This window comes from Diaphorobacter ruginosibacter (genome assembly GCF_014395975.1).
Classification (GTDB): Bacteria; Pseudomonadota; Gammaproteobacteria; order Burkholderiales; family Burkholderiaceae_C; genus Diaphorobacter_A; species Diaphorobacter_A ruginosibacter.
In genome coordinates, this window is record NZ_CP060714.1 from 593,899 (window position 1) to 612,729 (window position 18,831).

General features: G+C 62.0%; 13 protein-coding genes. 12 read left to right on the forward strand and 1 reads right to left on the reverse strand.

Features of this window, described 5'->3' with window-relative positions; genetic code table 11:
* Positions 1 to 45 precede the first annotated feature (45 nt).
* The 10 genes from gspD to H9K76_RS02890 all read left to right on the forward strand — a co-directional run bounded on the left by gspD (position 46) and on the right by H9K76_RS02890 (position 12,862).
* The gene (gene gspD / locus H9K76_RS02845; RefSeq protein WP_246475264.1) at positions 46 to 2,628 is read left to right on the forward strand and encodes a type II secretion system secretin GspD; all 2,583 of its coding nucleotides are present in this window, start codon (positions 46 to 48) and stop codon (positions 2,626 to 2,628) included.
* A 43-nt stretch (positions 2,629 to 2,671) separates the two neighbouring features.
* Positions 2,672 to 3,133, forward strand: a complete 462-nt coding sequence (locus H9K76_RS02850; RefSeq protein ID WP_187598084.1) for a hypothetical protein — start codon at positions 2,672 to 2,674, stop codon at positions 3,131 to 3,133.
* 209 nt (positions 3,134 to 3,342) lie between these two features.
* A complete protein-coding gene (locus tag H9K76_RS02855; RefSeq protein WP_187598085.1) occupies positions 3,343 to 4,848 on the forward strand; it encodes a cell surface protein in 1,506 nt (501 codons plus the stop codon).
* Between the two features lie 526 nt (positions 4,849 to 5,374).
* Positions 5,375 to 6,256, forward strand: coding sequence for a peptidylprolyl isomerase (locus tag H9K76_RS02860; RefSeq protein ID WP_187598086.1), 882 nt, complete (start codon positions 5,375 to 5,377; stop codon positions 6,254 to 6,256).
* Positions 6,257 to 6,515: 259 nt separating this feature from the next.
* The gene (locus tag H9K76_RS02865) at positions 6,516 to 7,316 is read left to right on the forward strand and encodes an ABC transporter permease (RefSeq protein WP_187598087.1); all 801 of its coding nucleotides are present in this window, start codon (positions 6,516 to 6,518) and stop codon (positions 7,314 to 7,316) included.
* A complete protein-coding gene (locus H9K76_RS02870) occupies positions 7,313 to 8,635 on the forward strand; it encodes an ABC transporter ATP-binding protein (protein ID WP_187598088.1) in 1,323 nt (440 codons plus the stop codon). Before H9K76_RS02865 ends, H9K76_RS02870 begins: the two co-directional genes overlap by 4 nt.
* 74 nt (positions 8,636 to 8,709) lie before the next feature.
* Positions 8,710 to 9,597 (forward strand): class I SAM-dependent methyltransferase, encoded by an 888-nt coding sequence (locus tag H9K76_RS02875; RefSeq protein ID WP_187598089.1) that lies wholly within the window; start codon positions 8,710 to 8,712, stop codon positions 9,595 to 9,597.
* A gap of 49 nt (positions 9,598 to 9,646) precedes the next feature.
* Entirely contained in the window at positions 9,647 to 10,246 is a 600-nt protein-coding gene (locus H9K76_RS02880) for a methyltransferase domain-containing protein (RefSeq protein WP_187598090.1), read from the forward strand.
* An 82-nt stretch (positions 10,247 to 10,328) separates the two neighbouring features.
* A complete protein-coding gene (locus H9K76_RS02885) occupies positions 10,329 to 12,440 on the forward strand; it encodes a DUF7657 domain-containing protein (RefSeq protein ID WP_187598091.1) in 2,112 nt (703 codons plus the stop codon).
* On the forward strand, positions 12,407 to 12,862 hold the full coding sequence (locus tag H9K76_RS02890; protein WP_187598092.1) for a DUF7654 domain-containing protein: 456 nt from the start codon (positions 12,407 to 12,409) through the stop codon (positions 12,860 to 12,862). Before H9K76_RS02885 ends, H9K76_RS02890 begins: the two co-directional genes overlap by 34 nt.
* A 75-nt stretch (positions 12,863 to 12,937) precedes the next feature.
* Here the strand turns inward: H9K76_RS02890 and H9K76_RS02895 are convergent, their stop codons facing one another.
* On the reverse strand, positions 12,938 to 16,750 hold the full coding sequence (locus tag H9K76_RS02895; RefSeq protein WP_187598093.1) for a methyltransferase domain-containing protein: 3,813 nt from the start codon (positions 16,748 to 16,750) through the stop codon (positions 12,938 to 12,940).
* Between the two features lie 85 nt (positions 16,751 to 16,835).
* Between H9K76_RS02895 and H9K76_RS02900 the strand changes: the two genes are divergently transcribed.
* Entirely contained in the window at positions 16,836 to 17,633 is a 798-nt protein-coding gene (locus H9K76_RS02900) for a glycosyltransferase (RefSeq protein ID WP_187598094.1), read from the forward strand.
* Positions 17,630 to 18,733: a glycosyltransferase family 4 protein gene (locus tag H9K76_RS02905; RefSeq protein WP_187598095.1), complete on the forward strand. Its 1,104-nt coding sequence runs from the start codon at positions 17,630 to 17,632 to the stop codon at positions 18,731 to 18,733. Before H9K76_RS02900 ends, H9K76_RS02905 begins: the two co-directional genes overlap by 4 nt.
* The last annotated feature ends 98 nt before the right edge of the window (positions 18,734 to 18,831 follow it).

Consider the following 18,831-nt stretch of genomic DNA (forward strand, 5'->3'; position numbering starts at 1 on the left):
ACGCAAGTCCGCACAACAGCTAAGCCAATGAACAGATTGAAATCCATGAACTCGCGCCAACTGATCGCTTCCAGCCTGCTGGTGGCCCTGACCGGATCGCTCCAGGCCCAAACGGCCGCCGACCCTGCCGCGGGCAGGCACATGAGGCGCTCATCAGCACCAGCTCCCGTGGTGTCCGCACCGGCGGCTCCCCCCGCTGCCGCACAGACTCCTGCGCCTGCGGTGGTGCCCGCTCCGGCTCCTGTGACTCCCAAGGCGACTCAGGCAGTCAAGGCGGACGGCGCAGGGGATACCGCGGATACCGCCAATGCTGCAAGCTTCGAGCCTCGCATCATTCGCGGCGACGATCAGATGATCAATCCCCCGGCGGCCTATAAGACGCTCGAGGGGCCGGCCAGTGGCTACAAGTTCGAGGAAGCTCCGATCATCGACGTGGTCAGCGTCTTCATGCGTGAAGTGCTCAAGGTCGACTACATCCTGCACCAGCCGATCAACGGCACCGTGACGCTTGCCACGCGCGGCCCGATCTCTCCGGACGATGGCCTGTCGCTGCTGGAAAGTGCCTTGCAGGCCAATGGCCTGGCCATGGGGCGCGATTCGCGCGGTGTCTACCATGTGGGCAAGCTGGAAGCGCTCAAGGGCATCGTGTCCAACATCCGCGTGGCGGGTGGCAAGAACGTCATGCCGCCGGGCTATGGCGTGGTCATCGTGCCGCTGGAGTTCATCGGCGCGACGGAGATGGCGACCATCCTCAAGCCCATGGTGCCGGGCGATGCGATCATCCGCGTCGACACGCTGCGCAATGTCCTGGTGATGCAGGGCACGCGCACGCAGGCCGAAGGGTGGATGGACATGGTCCGCACCTTCGACGTGAACCTGCTCAAGGGCATGACCGTCGGCATCTTCCCGCTCAAATATGCCTCGATCAAGGAGGTGGAGTCGGCGCTGCAACTGCTCAACAGCGGGGCGGCAGGTGCGGGCGGCGCTGCCGCGCCTCCTCCGCGTCCCGCGGGGCAATCGGCAGGAACACCGGGAGGCGGCGGTGCCGCCGGAGCGGCTGCGGCCAGCGCTCCGGCCGTGGCGCTCAGTGAAAACTTCCCGCTGTATGGTGCCATCCGGGTCCTGCCCATTGCTCGCATCAACAGCATTCTGGTGGTAACGCCACGCGCCTCCTATCTGGAGGAGGCACGCCGCTGGATCGAGAAGCTGGACCAGCCCAGCGACAACGGTGCTGAGCCCCAACTGTTCATCTACCAGGTGCAGAACGTGAATTCACGTCACCTGGCGACCGTGCTCAGCGGCATCTTCAGTGGCATGCAGAATCCTTTCCAGGCCAACAATGGCAGCAACGCGACCGGTGCGACCGGCGTGGCACCAGGCCAGGGTGGGGTGGCTGGAAACACGGGATTCAACAACAACAATTTCGGCAACAACAATGCATTCGGTGGCGGCGCTGGCGGTTTCAACAACAGCTACGGTGGTGGTGCATACGGCGGAGGCTTTGGCGGTGGATCGCCATTCGGGCAGTCCGCGGGATCCGGGTTCGGCTCCGGAGGCTTGAACAACCTCAACCTGCGCAACACCGGCAACAATGTCAACCGACCGTCCATTTCTGTCACGGCGAGCTTCGGCTCGATCCGTGTAGTGGCAGACGAACTCAACAATTCGGTCCTGATCTGGTCGACGAAGGCGGAGTACGAGAAGATCGAGGCCACCCTCAAGCGCCTGGACATTCCTCCGACACAGGTGATGATCGAGGCGTCAATCGTCGAGGTGACATTGGGCGATGGCCTGAGCTATGGCCTGCAGTGGGCCTTCAGCGACCCGCGTCCTCTTGGTCGCAACAATGCCTATGCTGGTGAGGGTTACATCGGCGGAGACCCGAATGCCACCGGCACCACGACGGATCCGAGAGGCCTGAATGGGGCCCTGCAAGTAGCGGGGGCATTCACCTATTCGCTGACCAACTCCGCAGGGAAGGTGCGTGCGCTGTTGTCGGCGTTGTCCACCAAGACCAACCTGAAGGTGGTGTCCAGCCCCAATCTGATGGTGCTGGATAATCATACGGCCACGATCGCCGTGGGGCAGCAGCAGCCGGTCAACACCAGCACGACCAACTACCTGACCACCAATACGGCCACGACCAGTACAGTTCAATACAAGGATACCGGTGTGAACCTGGTGGTGACCCCGTCCGTGAATTCCGGCAACCTGGTGACCATGCAGATCGACCAGATGCTGACGGATGTGGGCGGAACCGATGCGACGACGAAACAACCCATCTTCATGCAGCGCCAGATCAGCAGCAAGGTGGCAGTGCGTTCGGGCGATGCCATCGTGCTCGGAGGTTTGATCAAGGATACAGAGACAAAGACCAAGAACGGTGTTCCGATCCTGTCCTCCATTCCCGTGGTGGGTGCCTTGTTCGGGACACAAAGCACGACGAACAATCGGACTGAACTGCTTGTCGTGATTTCGCCACGGGTCGTTCGTACTGACATCGATATTCGCGAAGTGTCCGATGAGTTGCGTGATCGCATGCGCGGCTTGCGGGATACGGATGGGTTGAAGCGGGAGGATGCGCCTGCGCGAACTTCTACGCCAATTTCGGCTCTACCTCCTCAGTAATTTGATGCATTTCACCTCATTCTGTATCCAGGAGTAAATAAACATGATAGATCGCAGTGCAACACAGGCGCTCCCCTTGCAGCAGGGCCGACGGGCGCGCTCTGCCAAGTTGATCACGGCGGGCGCCGCGCTTGCTCTTTTGGCTGGTTGCGCCACGTTGGGTGGGGGCACCCCTGAGGAAGTCGTGGAGAAGCGCGCGAACGCGCGCTGGGCAGCCTGGGTGAAGCGTGACTTCACTGAAGCCTACAAATACAATACGCCAGGCTATCGAGGAACGGTTCCTTATGAGAAATTCGTTACCTTGCGCGGCAAGGATGTGCGTATTCTCAAGGGCGAAGTCAACAAGGTAACTTGCCCGACGGCGGACAAGTGTGATGCTCAGATCAAGCTCACGGCGACGGCAACCATCATGATGCGTCAGCAGTTCCCTAAGGAAATCGTGACCTATGTTGACGAAACGTGGGTTTTGGAAGACGGGCAGTGGTGGTACTTCGAGAAAATCTGAAGCCGAGCCCCATGCCCGATTGCAGGTTGAATTGGCGTGACTGATGGAGGAAACGAGTATCGAGTACCTGTAAATGTTGCACCCAACCAACATCTCGAAGCGGAGGGGGTGAATTCTCTAGGCAAAGTGCCTCCCCGCTATGCTAGGATTAAAAGGCGTAATCAACCTCTACCTTAGTTGCGCCAAACAACTTTTCAACTGGAGTTTCTATGAAGAAGAATGTTCTCGCTCTGAGCATTGCTACCGCTGTGGTGGGCTTTGCTGGTAGCGCACATGCCATCCAAACCCTGGGTACGGCAGCTACTGCTACCCAGCTGGCTTTCGGTGACACAGGCATCGGCCATATGCTGCTGGTTCCTTACTTCACCACACAGAACGGCAATGCCACTCTGCTGTCGCTGGTGAACACCGACACCGTGAACGGTAAGGCTGTCAAGGTTCGTTTCCGCGGCGCCAAGAACTCTGACGACGTGTTCGACTTCCAAGTGTTCCTGTCGCCTGGCGACGTGTGGACCGCCAACGTCAGCCAGAATTCTGCTGGCAAGTCGTTCCTGACTACGGAAGACAACAGCTGCACACGTCCTAAGAGCGTGAACCGTGAATTCATCACGGATCGCGTCAGCGGCAAGGTGGACAAGAATGGTGAGACGCTGGAAGGCTACGTTGAAATTTTCAACATGGCTGACATCGTTAAGGACTCGCTCGTCTACAACGTGATCAAGCACAAGAACGGCAAGGCTCCTTGCTGGGATTCCGCTGTTCCTGCAGAACTGGCTGCTTGGAACAAGCTGTCGAACGATCTGGCTGCCGAGGCTGACTATGCTCTTCTGGGTCTCGTGAACCCAACGACTGGTCTGATGGGCAACTGGACGATCATGAACGTGCCTAAGGCTCTGTCGTGGTCCGGTTCCGCAACGGCCATCCAGGCTGTGAAGGCTGACGGCACACTGGGCACTGGTAATGTGGTGTACTTCCCACAAACCAACAACCCAGTTGCTGCAGCTAACGTGGCTCTGTTCACTGCCGATCCCGTGCTGAACACGCCTGCTGCTGCTGTTGCCGCCGCAATGTACGACCTGCCTGACATGTCTACGCCGTACCTGAATGGTGCTGCTACACCAAGCAAGCAAGCTGAAGACCTGGCCAAGTCCATCGCTACGACTCACGTCATCAACGAGTTCTGGACTGACGACGGCATCATGGCTAACACCGACTGGGTGTTCTCCATGCCTACCCGCCGCTACGCTGTGGCCATGGACTACAAGAACGACAAGGCTCTGCAAAACACAGCCAACGTTCTGCACTTCGACACCAACAAGAACGTTGTGAAGAACGGTGACGCTCTGTGCGTGAACGATCCTTCCGCAACAATCTGGGGCCGTGAAGAAGAAACCGAAGTTGCTTCCAACGAAGACGTGATCTCCCCCGGTACGCCTGCTGAAAAGAAGGCATTCTGCGGTGAAGTGTCGATCCTGACCTTCGGCGAAGAAGCTACTAGCTCGAAGTCTGCTGTTCTGAGCGCCAAGCTGGCCCTGAGCGGTGTGGATTCCTCGAAGTACCAAAACGGTTGGGCTGATCTGGCAACTCCTGGCGCTACCGGCGTTGGCCTGCCAATCATCGGCGGCGCATTCGCTAGCGCTTACAACCAAGCCGTTGACCAAGGCACGTCTGGTAACTTCAGCGTGACCTGGGGCCATCGCTTCATCCGTCCGTAATCTGACGTTCGGATAAGTAAGCCAAGAAGGCGGGGATTTATCCCCGCCTTTTTTATGCTCATCGTGGAGTGCTGGGGGTAAAAAACTCGAGTGCATGCAGCAGCAGGGTTGTATCGAGCGTTCGGTGATGAGTGCGTTCGCGCTTCCGCAGCCTCATTAGAGACGTGGTTTGCATAGATCGATAGTCTGATGAGATGGTCCAGCGCTACCCGGAAACTGAAGAAGCCCGTGTCTGTAGCATCTGGCATGAGCAACGATTCAGCGCCGAGAGATTGTCAAGCCAACAAATGCAAACTGATCTCGCCCTTGGTCTTGGGAACTACCGAGATGCGTGCGAGTCAACTCTCTGTACTCAAAACGCAATGTGTTTCATGCTTCTTATTGCGGTGTGCGATATAAAGCTGACTTCGATGTTGCAGGCCATTCCCGATCAATGCGTGAATTGGCCTTGATATTGAGTGGTGGCCGCTTGTTCCAAGCACTTCACTCAATGTTGGAACATTTTTCAAACAGGATCTCAAGGGTTATGAATCTTTCTCGTCATTGGGCTGCTGCTGCAGTAGGCTTGTGCTTTTCCGCTGGTGTTTGGGCTGCTGCCCCAGTGGTGGTGCTTGAAGTTGGTTCCGTTAAGATTACGGATCAGGATATTCTGGCGAGCATTCCCGTGGGAGCTCCCGAATCTCAGCGCAAGCAAATGTTGCAGAGCGAGCAAGGCATAGCGCAAACCGCGAAAAATCTCGCAGCTCGTCGCTTGCTTGCACTTGAGGCTCAGAAGAATGGCCTGGCTGCACAGCCTATCGTCAAGGCCCGCCAGAAATTGGCTGACGAAAAGACACTGTCCGATGCGCGGATCACACAGTTTGAAGAAGCCAACAAGCCGGATGCCAAGGCCATTGATGACTATGCGCGCTCTGAATACAAGGCCAATCCCAAGGCATTCACTCTTCCCGAGGAAACACGTGTTCGGCACATCCTGATCGAGGGTGATACGCCCGAAGCCAAGGCCAAGGCGGAGAAACTGCTGGCGCAGATCAAGAGTGGCAGTGATTTTGCCAAACTGGCTCAGGACAACTCGCAAGATGCCGGTAGCGCTCCCAGTGGAGGTGATCTCGGCTTTGGACCCGCCTCCCGCTATGTTCCCGAATTCAGCAAGGCGATGGATGCATTGAAGACCAACGGCCAAGTCAGCGACTTGGTGAAAACGCAGTTTGGCTGGCACATCATCAAGCTGGAGGATCGCAAGCCTTCGCGTGTGCTCCCATATGAAGAAGTAGGCGAGCGCTTGCGCGAGGCTGCGTCCAAGCGCCTAGTCACCGACAAGCGCTTGGCCATGACCAACGGCCTCATCAAGGACGCCAAGATCAACGAAGAGGCGATCAAGGCTTTGGGCGCAGCTGCCGCCAAGTAAGCCTGACGGCATACTGTTTCATGGCATCGCCTGGAGCGGGTGATGCCTGTTCTCCCTGGGGCCTTGTGCAGACAAGGCCCCATCTCATTACAATGTGCCCTTTTGCTCGGCCGGCGCTGTGGGGGCGTCTCTTGTGGGCCAAGTGATTCTGGCGTTGGCAAGAACAGCGTTGGCATTCCCGGCGGTCGCTCGCTGAAAGCGTCGGCCGGCTTGACTGATCCACGATCTTCGAATCGCGCAATACGACGCACGCATCTACATGGGCACCTTTCTGTCAGAACTCGCGCAACTGTGGCGCTTGCGTGGGCTTGTTGCCGTTCTCACGCGGCGGGAAGTCGTGGCGCGATACCAGGGCTCGGCGGCGGGGGTGCTGTGGGCCTATATTCAGCCGCTGCTGACGGTGGCTGCCTACTATCTGGTATTCGATGTGGTGTTTGCGATGCGCCTGGGCGAGCATGCGCCCACCACACGTGTCGGCACCTATCTGATCGTTGGTTCGCTCGCCTGGATGGCGTTCTGCGATGCGTTCGGGCGTGGCACCAACAGCCTGCTCGATGCCGGCGGGTTGCTGCAGAAGAATGCGCTTCCTCCGATCATCTTTCCGGCGCGTACCGTGTTGGCCAGCACAGTGGTGTTCGGCCCGATGCTGCTGCTGCTCACGCTGGCCTATGCGCCGGTGCATCACTTTGCCCTGCCCGTGATTGCGGTGATTCCGCTGCTGCTGCTGCAGGTGATGATGACTTTCGTGCTCGCGTATCTGTTCGCGATCATGGCCGCGGCCTTGCGCGATACGGTGCAGATGGTCGGTTTTGCGCTGCAGATCGGTATCTTTGTCTCGCCCGTGTTATTCCCGATGACGATGTTCCCGGCCGCCTGGCGTTGGGTGTTGTGGATCAATCCGATGACGCCCGTGGTTTCGGGCTGGCAGACGATTCTGCTGCAAGGTGCGTGGCCGTCCTGGCATGTGTGGCTGGCCCTGGTGTTGTGGATCGGTGGTGCGGCCGCGCTGCTCTCCGTGGCGGTGCGCCGCAGCCATGACCAACTGGTGGATTGGCTATGAACGTGCAGGCAACGACACAGGGTACTCCGGTGCGCAACGGCGAAAATCCGAACGAGGTGGTGCTGCGCGTCAGCCACGTCAGCAAGGAATACAAGCTCTACGATTCGCCGCGCGAGCGCTTCAAGGCGCTGTTCAGCAACAAGGTGCGCCATCGCAGCCATTGGGCATTGAAGGACATCTCTTTCGAGCTCAAGCGTGGCCAATGCGTGGGTGTGGTGGGCGACAACGGCGCGGGCAAGAGCTCGCTGCTCAAGCTGCTCGCCGGCACGATGCGGCCAAGCTCCGGCACGGTAGACCGCGTGGGGCGTGTCACCGCGATCCTGGAGCTGGGGGCGGGATTCCATCCCGAGTTCAGCGGTCGTGACAATCTTTATTTCGCGGGCAGCCTCATCGGTATCAGCCATGAGGAGATGAAGCAGCTCGAACCCGGCATCATCGCGTTCTCCGAACTCGGCGACGCCATGGACCGTGCGGTGAAGACCTATTCGTCGGGCATGACGGTGCGGCTTGCGTTCGCTTTGGTCACGGCGGTGCCGCCGGATGTGCTCATCATCGATGAGGCATTGGCGGTCGGCGATCAGCATTTTCAGAAGAAATGCGTGGCGCGCATCATGGAGTTCCGCGACAACGGCTGCACCATCCTGTTCTGCTCGCACAGCTCGTACCACATCCGCCATCTCTGCGATCAGGCCATCTGGCTCAAGGGCGGGCAGGTGATGGAGATGGGGCCGACCGAGGCCGTCATGGGCTCGTACGAAATGCACAGCCGCCTGCGCGCCGATGCACCGCAGCCGCCGCAACAATCGTTGCCGCTGGCGGAGCCAGGCGACGAATCCGACATCGCTCTCAATGCCGTGGATGACGATCTGCCCGAGCCGCAGGCCTCCGGCACCCGCATGCAGGCGAATCCCGATGCCATGGGCGCGAGCCTGTTGTCGGTGACGATTTCCGATCTGGGCGAAGGCAAGCCGCCGCTGCTCGAGAGCGTGGATCTGGAGGTGACCTTCCTCGTGCGCGGCCGCGGCGAGGAGCGCCCGAACCTGGGTTTCATGATCGAGCAATCGCAGGGCACGGGCATCACCTCGCTGGCCACGCACGAGGAGGGCGCCCACCCCGTGCGCCAACCCGACGGTACGTGGCGCTCGGTGCTGCGCTTTCCGAATCTGCCGCTGCACAGTGGCGAATACGTGGTCAGTGCCTACCTGTTCGATGAAAGCGGTCTCGTGCTATACGATGCATGGCTGCACTACCAGCATTTCCGTTTTGTTTCGCCTACGCTCATGCCGGGCCTTGTCCGCCTGCCGCATGAGTGGACCTGAAGTTCGCTCCTGAAGTTCTTTCTGCCCGCGCAGAACCCGCTCACTGCTCAACGTTTGTTTCCTGAATATTGATGATGTCCTCCGAAAACGCCTCCACGACGACACCCGACCCCGTCACCCAGGCCAGGACCCTGATGGGCCGTGGCGAGATGGAGGCCGCGGGGCAGCTGCTGGTGGCTGCGCGCGACGTGGCCGCGACGCGCCTGGCTGCCCATAACCTCATCGAGGAACACTTCCCGCTGCTGTCCTATGGGCAGTGGATGGGCTGTCCGTGCCAGATCTCCGAAGCGGATGACATCTTCAAGTTCTTTGCGGCCCATCCGTCGAGCCTGAACCCCATCCGCGACTATCTGGCCGATGGCTGGCGCACCCTCTCCGAGCTGGTGCTGCTGCTGGAGGAGGTGGGGCACCCGCTGCTGAAAACCCGGAGCGTGCTGGAGTTCGCAAGCGGCCATGGCCGTTTCACCCGCCATCTGGTGAAGGCCCTGGGGGCCGATCGCGTGGTGGCGAACGATGTGGTGGTCGATTCGGTCGATTTCTCACGCAAGACGTTCGGCGTGGAGGGTTTCGTGTCGCCCTCCGTGCCCGAGCAGGTGCAGTGGGACAAGCAGCACGACCTGGTGTTCGTGCTGTCGCTGTTCACCCATCTGCCCGCATCGACCTGGTCGCGCTGGCTGCGCCGCATCTACGACATGGTTGCGCCCGGTGGTGTGCTGGTGTTCACGACGCACGGCGCGGAAGCCGTGTTCAAGCAGAACGTGACGCTGGACGAGAACGGCTATTTCTTCGTCGCCTCGAGCGAGTCGAACGCCATCGATGGCCAGGAGTACGGCACGACCTTCACGTCGGAGGCGTTCGTTCGGGCGCGCATTGCCGAGACCCTGCCCGACGCGCGCCTGCTCAAGGTCGCCGAGCGCCAGTTCTGGCATCACCAGGATGCCATCGTCATCGAGAAGCCGTGATGGCAAGCCGACACGCTGCCTCATGATTTAAGCCTAGGATCCGCAAAGCATGCATACAAGTTCGTTGGCCCACGTGCAGGGGCTGGTTCACAAATACCTGTCCTCCAGCACGAGCCGGCCGCTGAAGATCATCGACATCGGCAGCTACGACGTGAATGGCAGCTACAAGCAGTTCTTCCTGCATCCGAGCTGGCAATACACCGGTGTCGACCTTGCCGCGGGACCGAATGTGGACGTGGTGCTGCAGTCGCCCTACAGGCTGCCGTTCGACAGCTTTTCGGTGGATGTGATCGTTTCCGGCCAGGCCTTCGAGCATGTGGAGTATTTCTGGTGTTCCTGGCTCGAGATGGTGCGCGTGCTCAAGCCGGGCGGCCACATCTTCCTGCTGGCGCCGTCGCGCGGTCCCGAACACAGCTATCCGCAGGATTGCTGGCGCTTCTATCCCGATGGTTATCGCGCCTTGGCCAAGTACGCATCGCTTGAGCTGCTGCAGGTCAGCACCGATTGGGAGCCGCATCCGTCCGAGGACAGCGCCGCTTGGGGCGATACGGTGGGCGTGTTCCGCCAGCCGCCGCTCAGCGGCATGCAGATGCTGCGCCGCCGGCTGATGCAGCAACTGCGCTATCGCGTGATGCCGGGCTATCGTTGATCCGGCAGCGCAAATCACCTGCATTGCCTGAATCGCCATGAACGCGATGCCGACCCGGAGCCACCCGCTCGCAGCGACCAGAATGGCCTCTTCGCTTTCGGGGCGCTTCGGAATGGTGGTGTTCTCGTTGCTCCTGTGGCTGGCCATGGCGGTGTGGTCCACGCCCGGCCATGCGCGCGAGCCGCTGAATCCCACGGTGGCCGCCACGGCCGCTGGCAAGGGCTATGTCGACAAGGCCGAGGTGCGCGATGGTGTGCTGACCCTGCAGGGCTGGGCCGCCGCATACAACCCGAGTGTCTATGTCACGCTGGTGGAAATCTGGCTGGGCGATCGTGCCGTCTATCGCGGCCGTTTGGGCTTCCTGACCAACCGGCCCGATGTGGTCGAATCCACGGGACAGCCGCTGTGGCTCGCCAGCGGATTCCATCTGCCCATACGCCTGCCGAGGGATGCCGCTCCTGGCGCGTTCCCACTGCGCGTGCAGGTCACCAATGGCGACGGGGGACGGTTTGATCTGGCGTTGAGCGGCGAGGCGCGCGAGGTGTTGATCCCCGATGGTGCGCGCACGCCCGGCATGAAGGCGCAGCTCGCCCTGGCGCTGGCGGTTGTCCTACCCGTGGGCTACCTGATGCTCTCCTTTGCACGGCGTGACGGCATTGCGGGGAGCCGGGGCTTCGCGGCTGCGGTCCTGGCGTCCTTTGCCTTGCTGGTGGCGGGCGGCTGGAGCGGCTCCTCGCTTCCCCTGCTGCTCGAGCGGGCCAGGATCTTGCAGCACGACGGAGCGAATTTCATCGGCAAGGCCCAGGAGGTACGGCGCGACGAATGGCTGATCGTCACGCCGCTGGCCATGAGCCAAGGGGCTGAGCCGAGGTGGCTTTCCTCGGTCAATCCGCTGCATGGCGTGTATGGCCAGAACATGAATGTGGTGGGCATGAGCGGCGCTCCCACGCTGGGGCTTCCGGCCCTCGCCAAGCCCGCGAGCTGGGGCTTTGTCGCGTTCGACCTGAAACGTGCGTTGGCGTGGCACTGGTGGTTTCCCTTCTTTGCCTGCTTTCTCGCGCTGTGGGCCGTGCTGCGCTGCTGGTTCGCGCTGGATTGGCGCAAGGCGGCCGTGCTGGCAGTGCTGGTTCCGGGATCGGCCTATTCCGTGGGGTGGTCGGGCTGGCCCGCGTATGCCAGCTTTTTCCCCTTGCTCGCGGCATGGGCTGCCGTGCGGCTGTTCCTCACCAAAAGCAAGGCTGGTGCGGCTTTCTGGGGGCTGGTGCTGGGGTGGGCTGCAGCGGGCTTTGTGCTGGTGCTCTATCCGGGCTGGCAGATTCCGCTGGCCTATCTGATGGCATGCCTCACGCTGGCACAGCTGTGGCACATGCGCTCGCGCATGCACCGTGGCGTGGCCCAGGCGCTCGGCCTGGTGCTTGCGGCGCTGGTGGGCGGCGCGCTGCTGGGGGCCTGGTGGAGCGATGCGCAGGAGGCCATTCGCGCGCTGGGCCACACGGTGTATCCGGGACAGCGCTCGATGGAGCTGGGCGGGTATGTCGAGCCATGGCACCTGGCTAAGGGGCTGGCCAATCTGGTGACGCTGTATGAGAGTTCGCAGTGGTCCATTCCAAGCGATGCGGCGGGCAGCCTCTACCTGCTGATTCCGTTGGCCGTGGCAACGCTGCTGCAGCTTGTCATCAGGCGTTCCGTGGATGCGCTGGTGGTGGTGCTGTGGCTGTTCACGGCGTTCGTGCTGGTGCACATGTTCATGGGGATTCCGGCCTGGCTGGCAAGCGCAACGCTGTGGGGCAAGGTTCCGGCCTTCCGGCTCGATGTGGTGCTGGTACTGGCGCAGGTGTTCCTGCTCGGGTACTTTCTCAAGGATGCGCCGGCGCTGCGGCAATGGGCCGATGGCTCCCGCGCGAGAACGGCGGGCCTGCAAGGGGTGGCCATGGCGACCGCCATCGGCTTTGCCTGGTTCAACGCGCGCAGCCTGTCGATGATGCCGGTGCCCATGCAGGAGTGGCTGAATCCCGCGGTGCTGGCCCTGATATTGGCCGCAGCCGCGTGGCTTGCCTACCTGCTGGTGCGTGGGCAGGTCTGGAGCGCGGTGGCGATCAGCGCGGCATGGACGCTCGCCGTGAGCCTTCCCTTCAATCCGCTGCAGCAGGCCCCCGGCATGTGCAACTGGTGCCGGAGCTGCAGTCCGCATTGAAGCGTCCGGGCGCCAGCGTGCCGGCGCGTGTTGCCGTGGTGAACGAGGACCTGTGGGTGAGCGCCTTGCCGATCTCGGGCGTGGGCGTGGTCAACAGCTTTTTCTATGATCCTCCGCTCAGGTTCTGGCGCGATCTCGATCCCGAGGGCAAGCTCGAGCCGATCTACAACCGCTACCAGTTCATGCAGATCAAGCTCGAGCCGGCCATGGCCGGTGCCGATTTCCAGATCAGCAGTCCGCGCATGGATGCGGTGACGCTCGCAGTGCAGCCACAGCGTTTCGATTTCGCCAAGGTGAAAGCGGATTTCGTGCTCGCCAACCTGCAGGACGCCGACCTGCTCAAGGGCAACGCGCATCTGCAGATCGAGAAGACCGATGGCGTGAACTGGACGCTGTTCCGGGTGATGTCAGACGCCAAGTGATCCAGGCAATGGGCTCCCGAGGGAGCCCATTGCCTTGGTGCCAGCGTTGCTCGAACCGCTCAGCGGTTGCCTATTTCACCCGTTCAGCCAGGTCTTCACCTGACGCTGGAACTGCGGTGGAATCTTGCGCGCCACGCCGCGCAGCACCGGCAGGGAGCGCAGGTAGACCAGCACGCCGAGCAGGCCGGCCTTGGTCGCTCCGGTATACGCACGCTCCTGCACGAATTGCGCCAGGTAGTCACGGTCGAGTTCGGGCCCGTCGCCTTCCGGCTGCGATGGCGCCGACATGCCGGCAAAGTAGTCTTCGCGGTAGTTCCATGGCTCGGGCGTCGGCGCAACGAGCCCGGCGGGCTGCGAGGCTTCGATGGTAGGCGCGACGGCCGGCACGAAATGCTCGCTGCGCAGCTGCGTGAAGTAGTTCACCCACGACTTGGCATCGTGATCCCAGTCGCTGATCCAGCTCCAGGGGCGGCCGACGACACGCTCGGCGAACGCGCCAATGTCCGGCACGACCAGCGGCAGGCCGGCCTGCAGCACGGCACTCAGCGTGTAGCTGTAGGTCTCCGGCCATTGCGCGGGGAACCAGACCAGGTCCGGCTTGAGCCAGGCGAGCAGCTTGGGAAGCTCTTCGTCCTTGTAGGCGCCATGCACGCTGAGGGCCGCCTTGGGCTGGCTCAGCAGATGGCGGTAGCCATAGCCCAGCAGATGGAACTCGATGGGCGCGCCAAGGCGCGTGGCTTCCATGGCCGCTGCCTCGAGCACATCGGCGCCCTTGATGGCGCTGAGCGCACCCAGCACCACGATGCGCAGCGGGCGATCGTCGGCAATCGCCTGGGGGGCCGGTACCGGCAGCGGCACCGCCGGATCGATGTCGGTGTGGGCAACGGCATGCACGTGGGCGGCCGGTGCGAAGCCGAGGATGCGCCGGGCCGTGTCATGGCTTGGCGTGATCACATGGCGCGCCGCGGACAGGAAGCGCGCGTTCGCGCCGCGCCAGCGTGCCACGTTGCCCTCCATCGGCGCGGGCATGTCGGGTGTGCAGCACTTGCACTGGCCGGGCGCGTGTTCGCCCTGGTAGCGGTTTTCCTCGCCGGTCAGCGTGATGTAGGTGCAGTAGCTGTAGAAGTCGTGCGCGGTGAAGTCGTAGGTCACGTTCAGCAGCGCAGGGATGTCGCGCACATGCCTGTCGTGGCCGAGCAGGTGGTGGTAGTGCACGTGCGACACATGCAGCTGGCGCAGCACGTTCAGCAGGTCCTCGAACTGGTCCTCGATCTTGAAGGCCAGTTCGAACCCCTCCGCCGCCGATGCCATGCGCAGCGAGACGCTCTTGTTGGCCGACGGCGTGAGGATGAGGAACACGGCCTTGCCTTCGAGGTACTCGGCCAGTTCGCGGACGTGGCGCACGGTGCCGCCCGCACGGTCGTGCAGCACGGTCGCGATCACCGGCAGGTTGGCATCGCGGATGCGTGCCACATCGAGGGCGAGGCGATACGGGCGCGCCGGATCGGCCTGCACGAACTTGTGGACGTCGCTCGCGTAGTGGGGGTGCAGGCGCGCAAGCTTGTCCATGGCCGCACGCTCGCGCGGGCTCTTGCTGTCGCCGAAGCTCACGCCGCCGGTGTGCAGCACGAAGGTGTCGAGCAGGTGCACGTTGCGCCAGCCCGAGCGGATGGCGCGCTGGCAGAAATCGTTTTCCTCGCCGTATCCCTTGCCGAAGTTCTTGGTGTCGAACAGGCCCACTTCCTTGAGGCTGTCGCGCCGGATGTACATGCAGAAGCCGACGCCCGTGGGCACGTCCACGACCGCTCCCGGGTTGGTCGCGGCGCACAGGGCGTCCATGCGTGCGGTGTCGTAGCCCGGCGGCAGCGGGTTGTCCTCGCAGAAGCGCGGATAGCTGCAGATGGTGGCGTTGGTGGAAAATGGCGTGACCGAGGCGATCTTGCGATCCCCATAGGCCGCGTTGCGAATGCGGTCCAGCCAGTCGTTGGCGACTTCGGTGTCACTGTTGAGCAGCAGCACGTCGTTGTCCTGCGACAGCGCCATGCCGCGGTTCACGGTACCGACGAAGCCGAGGTTTTCCTCGTTCTCGAGCAGCATGATGCGCGGCTCGCCCGCGGCGCGTTCGCGCAGCCATTGGGTCACTTCAGGCTCGGGGCTGCAGTCGTTGATGACGATGAGGCGATAGGGCACCTGCACGGGCGCAGCCAGCACCGACTCCACGCACAGCCGGGTATCGGCCAGCCCGCGGTAGACCGGCACGATGACGTCGACCGGATGCGATGTTGGCTCCATCGGAAAGCGGGGTTGCATCGAGTGCAGGAACGGGTTGGGCTTGAGCGTCTCGTGCTTGGGCTTGCGCCCGCGCAGTTGGTCCAGCACGATCTTGGCCTTGACCAGCGGACGGGTGGCCTTGAACACGGTGGAGTTCTCGATGTTCTTCAGGTGTTCGGCAAGGTCCTTGAATTCTCCCTGCACCTTTACCAGTTCATGCTCCAGACGGGTCGCATTGCGCTGGAACTGTGCCGATTCGCTCTGGAAGCTTTTGCGGCTGTTCTCGCTGGACTCGAGCGCATTCGAGAGATGCTCGGCGTGGCCGGTCAGGGCGCTGACCCGGTCATTGAGCACATGCACCTCGCCATGGAGTGCATCCACCCGGTCCTGCAGCGGCAGCACCTGGTGCGCCAGCGTCATGTAGTCGGCCGACATGGGCCAACCGATGTCCACTTCGAGCGTGAGCGCCTGGCTCCCGGTTTCGGCGATCTGGCTCCAGGGCACGGGCAACTCCAGCCACGGATCGTCTCCCGTGAGCAGCGCGACCGTGGCGGCCGAGATCAGCGGCGTGGGCGCCTGCCAGACGATCTGGTGGTGCTCCGTCTGGCTGAGCAGCGATTTGCCGGCGCGCTGATTGTCCCAGCTCCACAGCGCGTTGCCCGCGGCATCGCGCAGCGTGATGGCGTACAGGTAGATGAAGCCAGGGCGGTCTGCCGGGTCGAACCGCAGCCGTGTGACGGGAGTCTCGCCTGCCGGAATGTCGAAGCGGACCTTCTGGTGATCGAGGCCGATCGCGCCCGTGGCGCTGAGCTTGCCATCCTCGGTATAGCCCTGCCCGCGGTCGACATACAGTTGCGTGGTGAAGAGGGCCTGGGGGGCACCGTCTTCCGCAGCTTCTCCATCGAGGATGTTGGTGACCGGCTCGGTTACTGGATGGGCGGCGCCGATGAACTGGTAGGCCAAGGCATCGGGGGCGGCCAGCAGGAAGCGCGAGACGGCGGGGGGCAGGTCGTCGAATTGCGTCTTGAATTCCGATTCGGGCAGTTCCCGGCGCACTGTATCGAGGACATCGATCTGCCAGGCGTTCTCGCCCAGGAAGCGCGACAGCGAGCGGCGGGTGAAGAAGCGCAGGTGGGTGCGATCCAGCAATCCCTCTTCACGATAGCGGAACTCACCCTGCAACAACTCTGCAACAAGGCCGGCATACCCCGCATTCGGCACGGACACCAGCAGCTTGCCTTGCGGTCCCAGCAGGGTGCGACAGGCCTCGAGAATGCGCTCCGGCTGGCGCAAATGCTCCAGAACGTCGGCGCAGACGATGTAGTCGTAGCGTCTATTTGCAAATAATGTAAGTAAATCGCAATTTTCTAAATCTGCTACTTCAACTTGCCGATAGTAGGGACGGGCATGGGACGCCTCTGCTTCGCTCCAGGTCAGGCCATCGCTCGTGCATTCCATGGTCTCGGCCAGGTACTGGCCGAGCGCACCGCTGCCGCAGCCCAGGTCCAGCAGCGTGGCGCCTCGATGGACTAAACTCGCGATTACCGAAAGCGACGTGCGTTCGCCGGGACGGATATTGCGCAGATAGACGTGCAAATCCTCAATATTCTGTGTCATACCCGGATTATGACTAAGGCCCAAGTCTTGGCGGGAATCAAAAAATGACACAAGCCGAGTCTGTAACGAGGACAATACGCACCCGATGGATTCCGAGATAACAATTCCAAGACGGTTGGCAGTGTCCGTTGTCAGCCACGGCCATGGTGAGTGCGTTGTAGATCTGATCAATGATCTGAAGAAATTCAGCGGTCAATCCGTCGATCGGGTGATCGTGACGCTGAACTTGCCGGGGGAAACCATCGATCTGTCCCCGGAACCGCATTCCGCCTGGCCTTTCCTGCTGCAGATTCGCCGCAACGCGCATCCGCTTGGCTTCGGCGAAAACCACAATCGGGCTCTCGCGGACGCTCGCGAAGACTGTGTGTGCGTGCTCAATCCGGACATCCGCCTGACAGCTGATCCGTTTGCTGCGCTGGTCGATTGCGCCTCGCAGCCGGGGGTGGGGTGTTCGTATCCGGAGCAGCTGGATGTGGATGGACAGGTGCAGGACAGCGAGCGGGCGCTTCCCACGCCTGTTGCTCTTTGGCAACGTCGGGCGCTGGGGCACGGCGAAAAACGGGTGGATTGGGTGAATGCCGCATGTCTGGTGCTTCCGACGGCGGTCTGGAAGCAATTGCAAGGTTTTGATGAGCGTTATTTCATGTACTGTGAGGATGTCGATTTGAGTCTGCGGATCCGACTGGCGGGATGGACGCTCGTGAAGGCTCCTGTGAGCCTTATCCATGAAGCTCAGCGCAGAAGTGGGCGTTCGCTCAATCACCTGTTCTGGCATGTTCGCAGCCTCCTGCGGCTGTGGAGTTCTTCGGTCTACCGCCAAGCCAGGCGTCTTCCCCCGCTGGCGCAGGCCCCAGGGGCTACGCGTGGGGCTGTGCACCCATGATCTGGCTGTCTCTGATCGGCTTTCTGGTTTCCGGGCTGTGCGCTGCCTTCATCATCCGTGCGCTCAAGGGACGCCGCACGCCCCACTACGATGACGCCAAGCCTCAGCGCTTCCATATCGGCGAGGTGCCTCGCATGGGCGGCGTGGCGTTGCTGCTCGGCCTGTGCGTGAGCTGGGCCCTGGGCGTGGTGCAGACGCAGGCGGGCGATCCCGGCTCGCTGCGCCTGGGCAACTGGGCCTTCTTCTGGATTTTTGCCGTGCTCCCGGCGGCGCTCGGCGGCATCGTCGAGGACATGACGCAGCGCATGCCCATCCGCTACCGCCTGGCGCTCACGCTGCTCTCGGGCGTGCTGGCCGTCTGGCTGCTCGACCTGAACATCCCGCGCCTGGGCATGACCTGGATTGACGCGTGGCTCGTGCAGGCGCCCTGGATCGGCATGGCGATCGTGCTGCTGGCCATCACCGGCCTTCCGCATGCATTCAACATCATCGACGGCTACAACGGCCTGGCGGGCATGGTGGCGCTGATCATCAGCCTCGCGCTGGCGCACGTGTGCCTGCAGGTGAACGATCGCTCGCTGGGCTCGCTGATCATCTGCCTGGCTGCCGTGACGGGCGGATTCCTGGTCTGGAACTACCCCCGTGGCATGCTGTTCGCGGGCGACGGAGGAGCCTACATCTGGGGCGTGGTGATCGCCATGGTCAGCATTTCCCTGGTGCAGCGCAATCCCGATGTCTCCCCATGGTTCCCCGTGCTGCTGCTGATCTATCCGATCTGGGAGACGCTGTTTTCCATCTACCGCAAGCTGGCGCGGGGGGTGTCGCCGGGCATGGCGGACGCGCTGCATTTTCACCAGCTGATCTACCGGCGGCTCGTGATCGGCGTGTTCCATGACGACGAATCGCGCCGCATGCTGATGCGCAACAATCGCACATCGCCCTATCTGTGGGCGTTCACCATGCTCACGGTAGTTCCCGCCGTGCTGTTCTGGAACAAGACGTGGGTGCTGATGGCCTTCTGCGGTCTGTTCGTGGTGAGCTACGTGGTGGCGTACCTGTGCATCGTGCGGTTCAAGGTGCCCAACTGGATGAAGCTGTGATGCGCTGAGTTGCCAAATAGCCCCTGTCCGTGCGAGTGGCGGGGCGGTTTGCGTCAGCGGTCATTCGTTTGCGGCACAATTTGAGGTTGTCGATCTTT

What these genes read in the sequence shown, in the direction of transcription:
- gspD (WP_246475264.1), top strand. Translation starts at nt 46, where the DNA reads ATGAACTCGCGCCAACTGATCGCTTCCAGCCTGCTGGTGGCCCTGACC.
- H9K76_RS02850 (WP_187598084.1), top strand. Translation starts at nt 2,672, where the DNA reads ATGATAGATCGCAGTGCAACACAGGCGCTCCCCTTGCAGCAGGGCCGA.
- H9K76_RS02855 (WP_187598085.1), top strand. Translation starts at nt 3,343, where the DNA reads ATGAAGAAGAATGTTCTCGCTCTGAGCATTGCTACCGCTGTGGTGGGC.
- H9K76_RS02860 (WP_187598086.1), top strand. Translation starts at nt 5,375, where the DNA reads ATGAATCTTTCTCGTCATTGGGCTGCTGCTGCAGTAGGCTTGTGCTTT.
- H9K76_RS02865 (WP_187598087.1), top strand. Translation starts at nt 6,516, where the DNA reads ATGGGCACCTTTCTGTCAGAACTCGCGCAACTGTGGCGCTTGCGTGGG.
- H9K76_RS02870 (WP_187598088.1), top strand. Translation starts at nt 7,313, where the DNA reads ATGAACGTGCAGGCAACGACACAGGGTACTCCGGTGCGCAACGGCGAA.
- H9K76_RS02875 (WP_187598089.1), top strand. Translation starts at nt 8,710, where the DNA reads ATGTCCTCCGAAAACGCCTCCACGACGACACCCGACCCCGTCACCCAG.
- H9K76_RS02880 (WP_187598090.1), top strand. Translation starts at nt 9,647, where the DNA reads ATGCATACAAGTTCGTTGGCCCACGTGCAGGGGCTGGTTCACAAATAC.
- H9K76_RS02885 (WP_187598091.1), top strand. Translation starts at nt 10,329, where the DNA reads ATGGCCTCTTCGCTTTCGGGGCGCTTCGGAATGGTGGTGTTCTCGTTG.
- H9K76_RS02895 (WP_187598093.1), bottom strand. Translation starts at nt 16,750, where the DNA reads ATGACACAGAATATTGAGGATTTGCACGTCTATCTGCGCAATATCCGT.
- H9K76_RS02900 (WP_187598094.1), top strand. Translation starts at nt 16,836, where the DNA reads ATGGATTCCGAGATAACAATTCCAAGACGGTTGGCAGTGTCCGTTGTC.
- H9K76_RS02905 (WP_187598095.1), top strand. Translation starts at nt 17,630, where the DNA reads ATGATCTGGCTGTCTCTGATCGGCTTTCTGGTTTCCGGGCTGTGCGCT.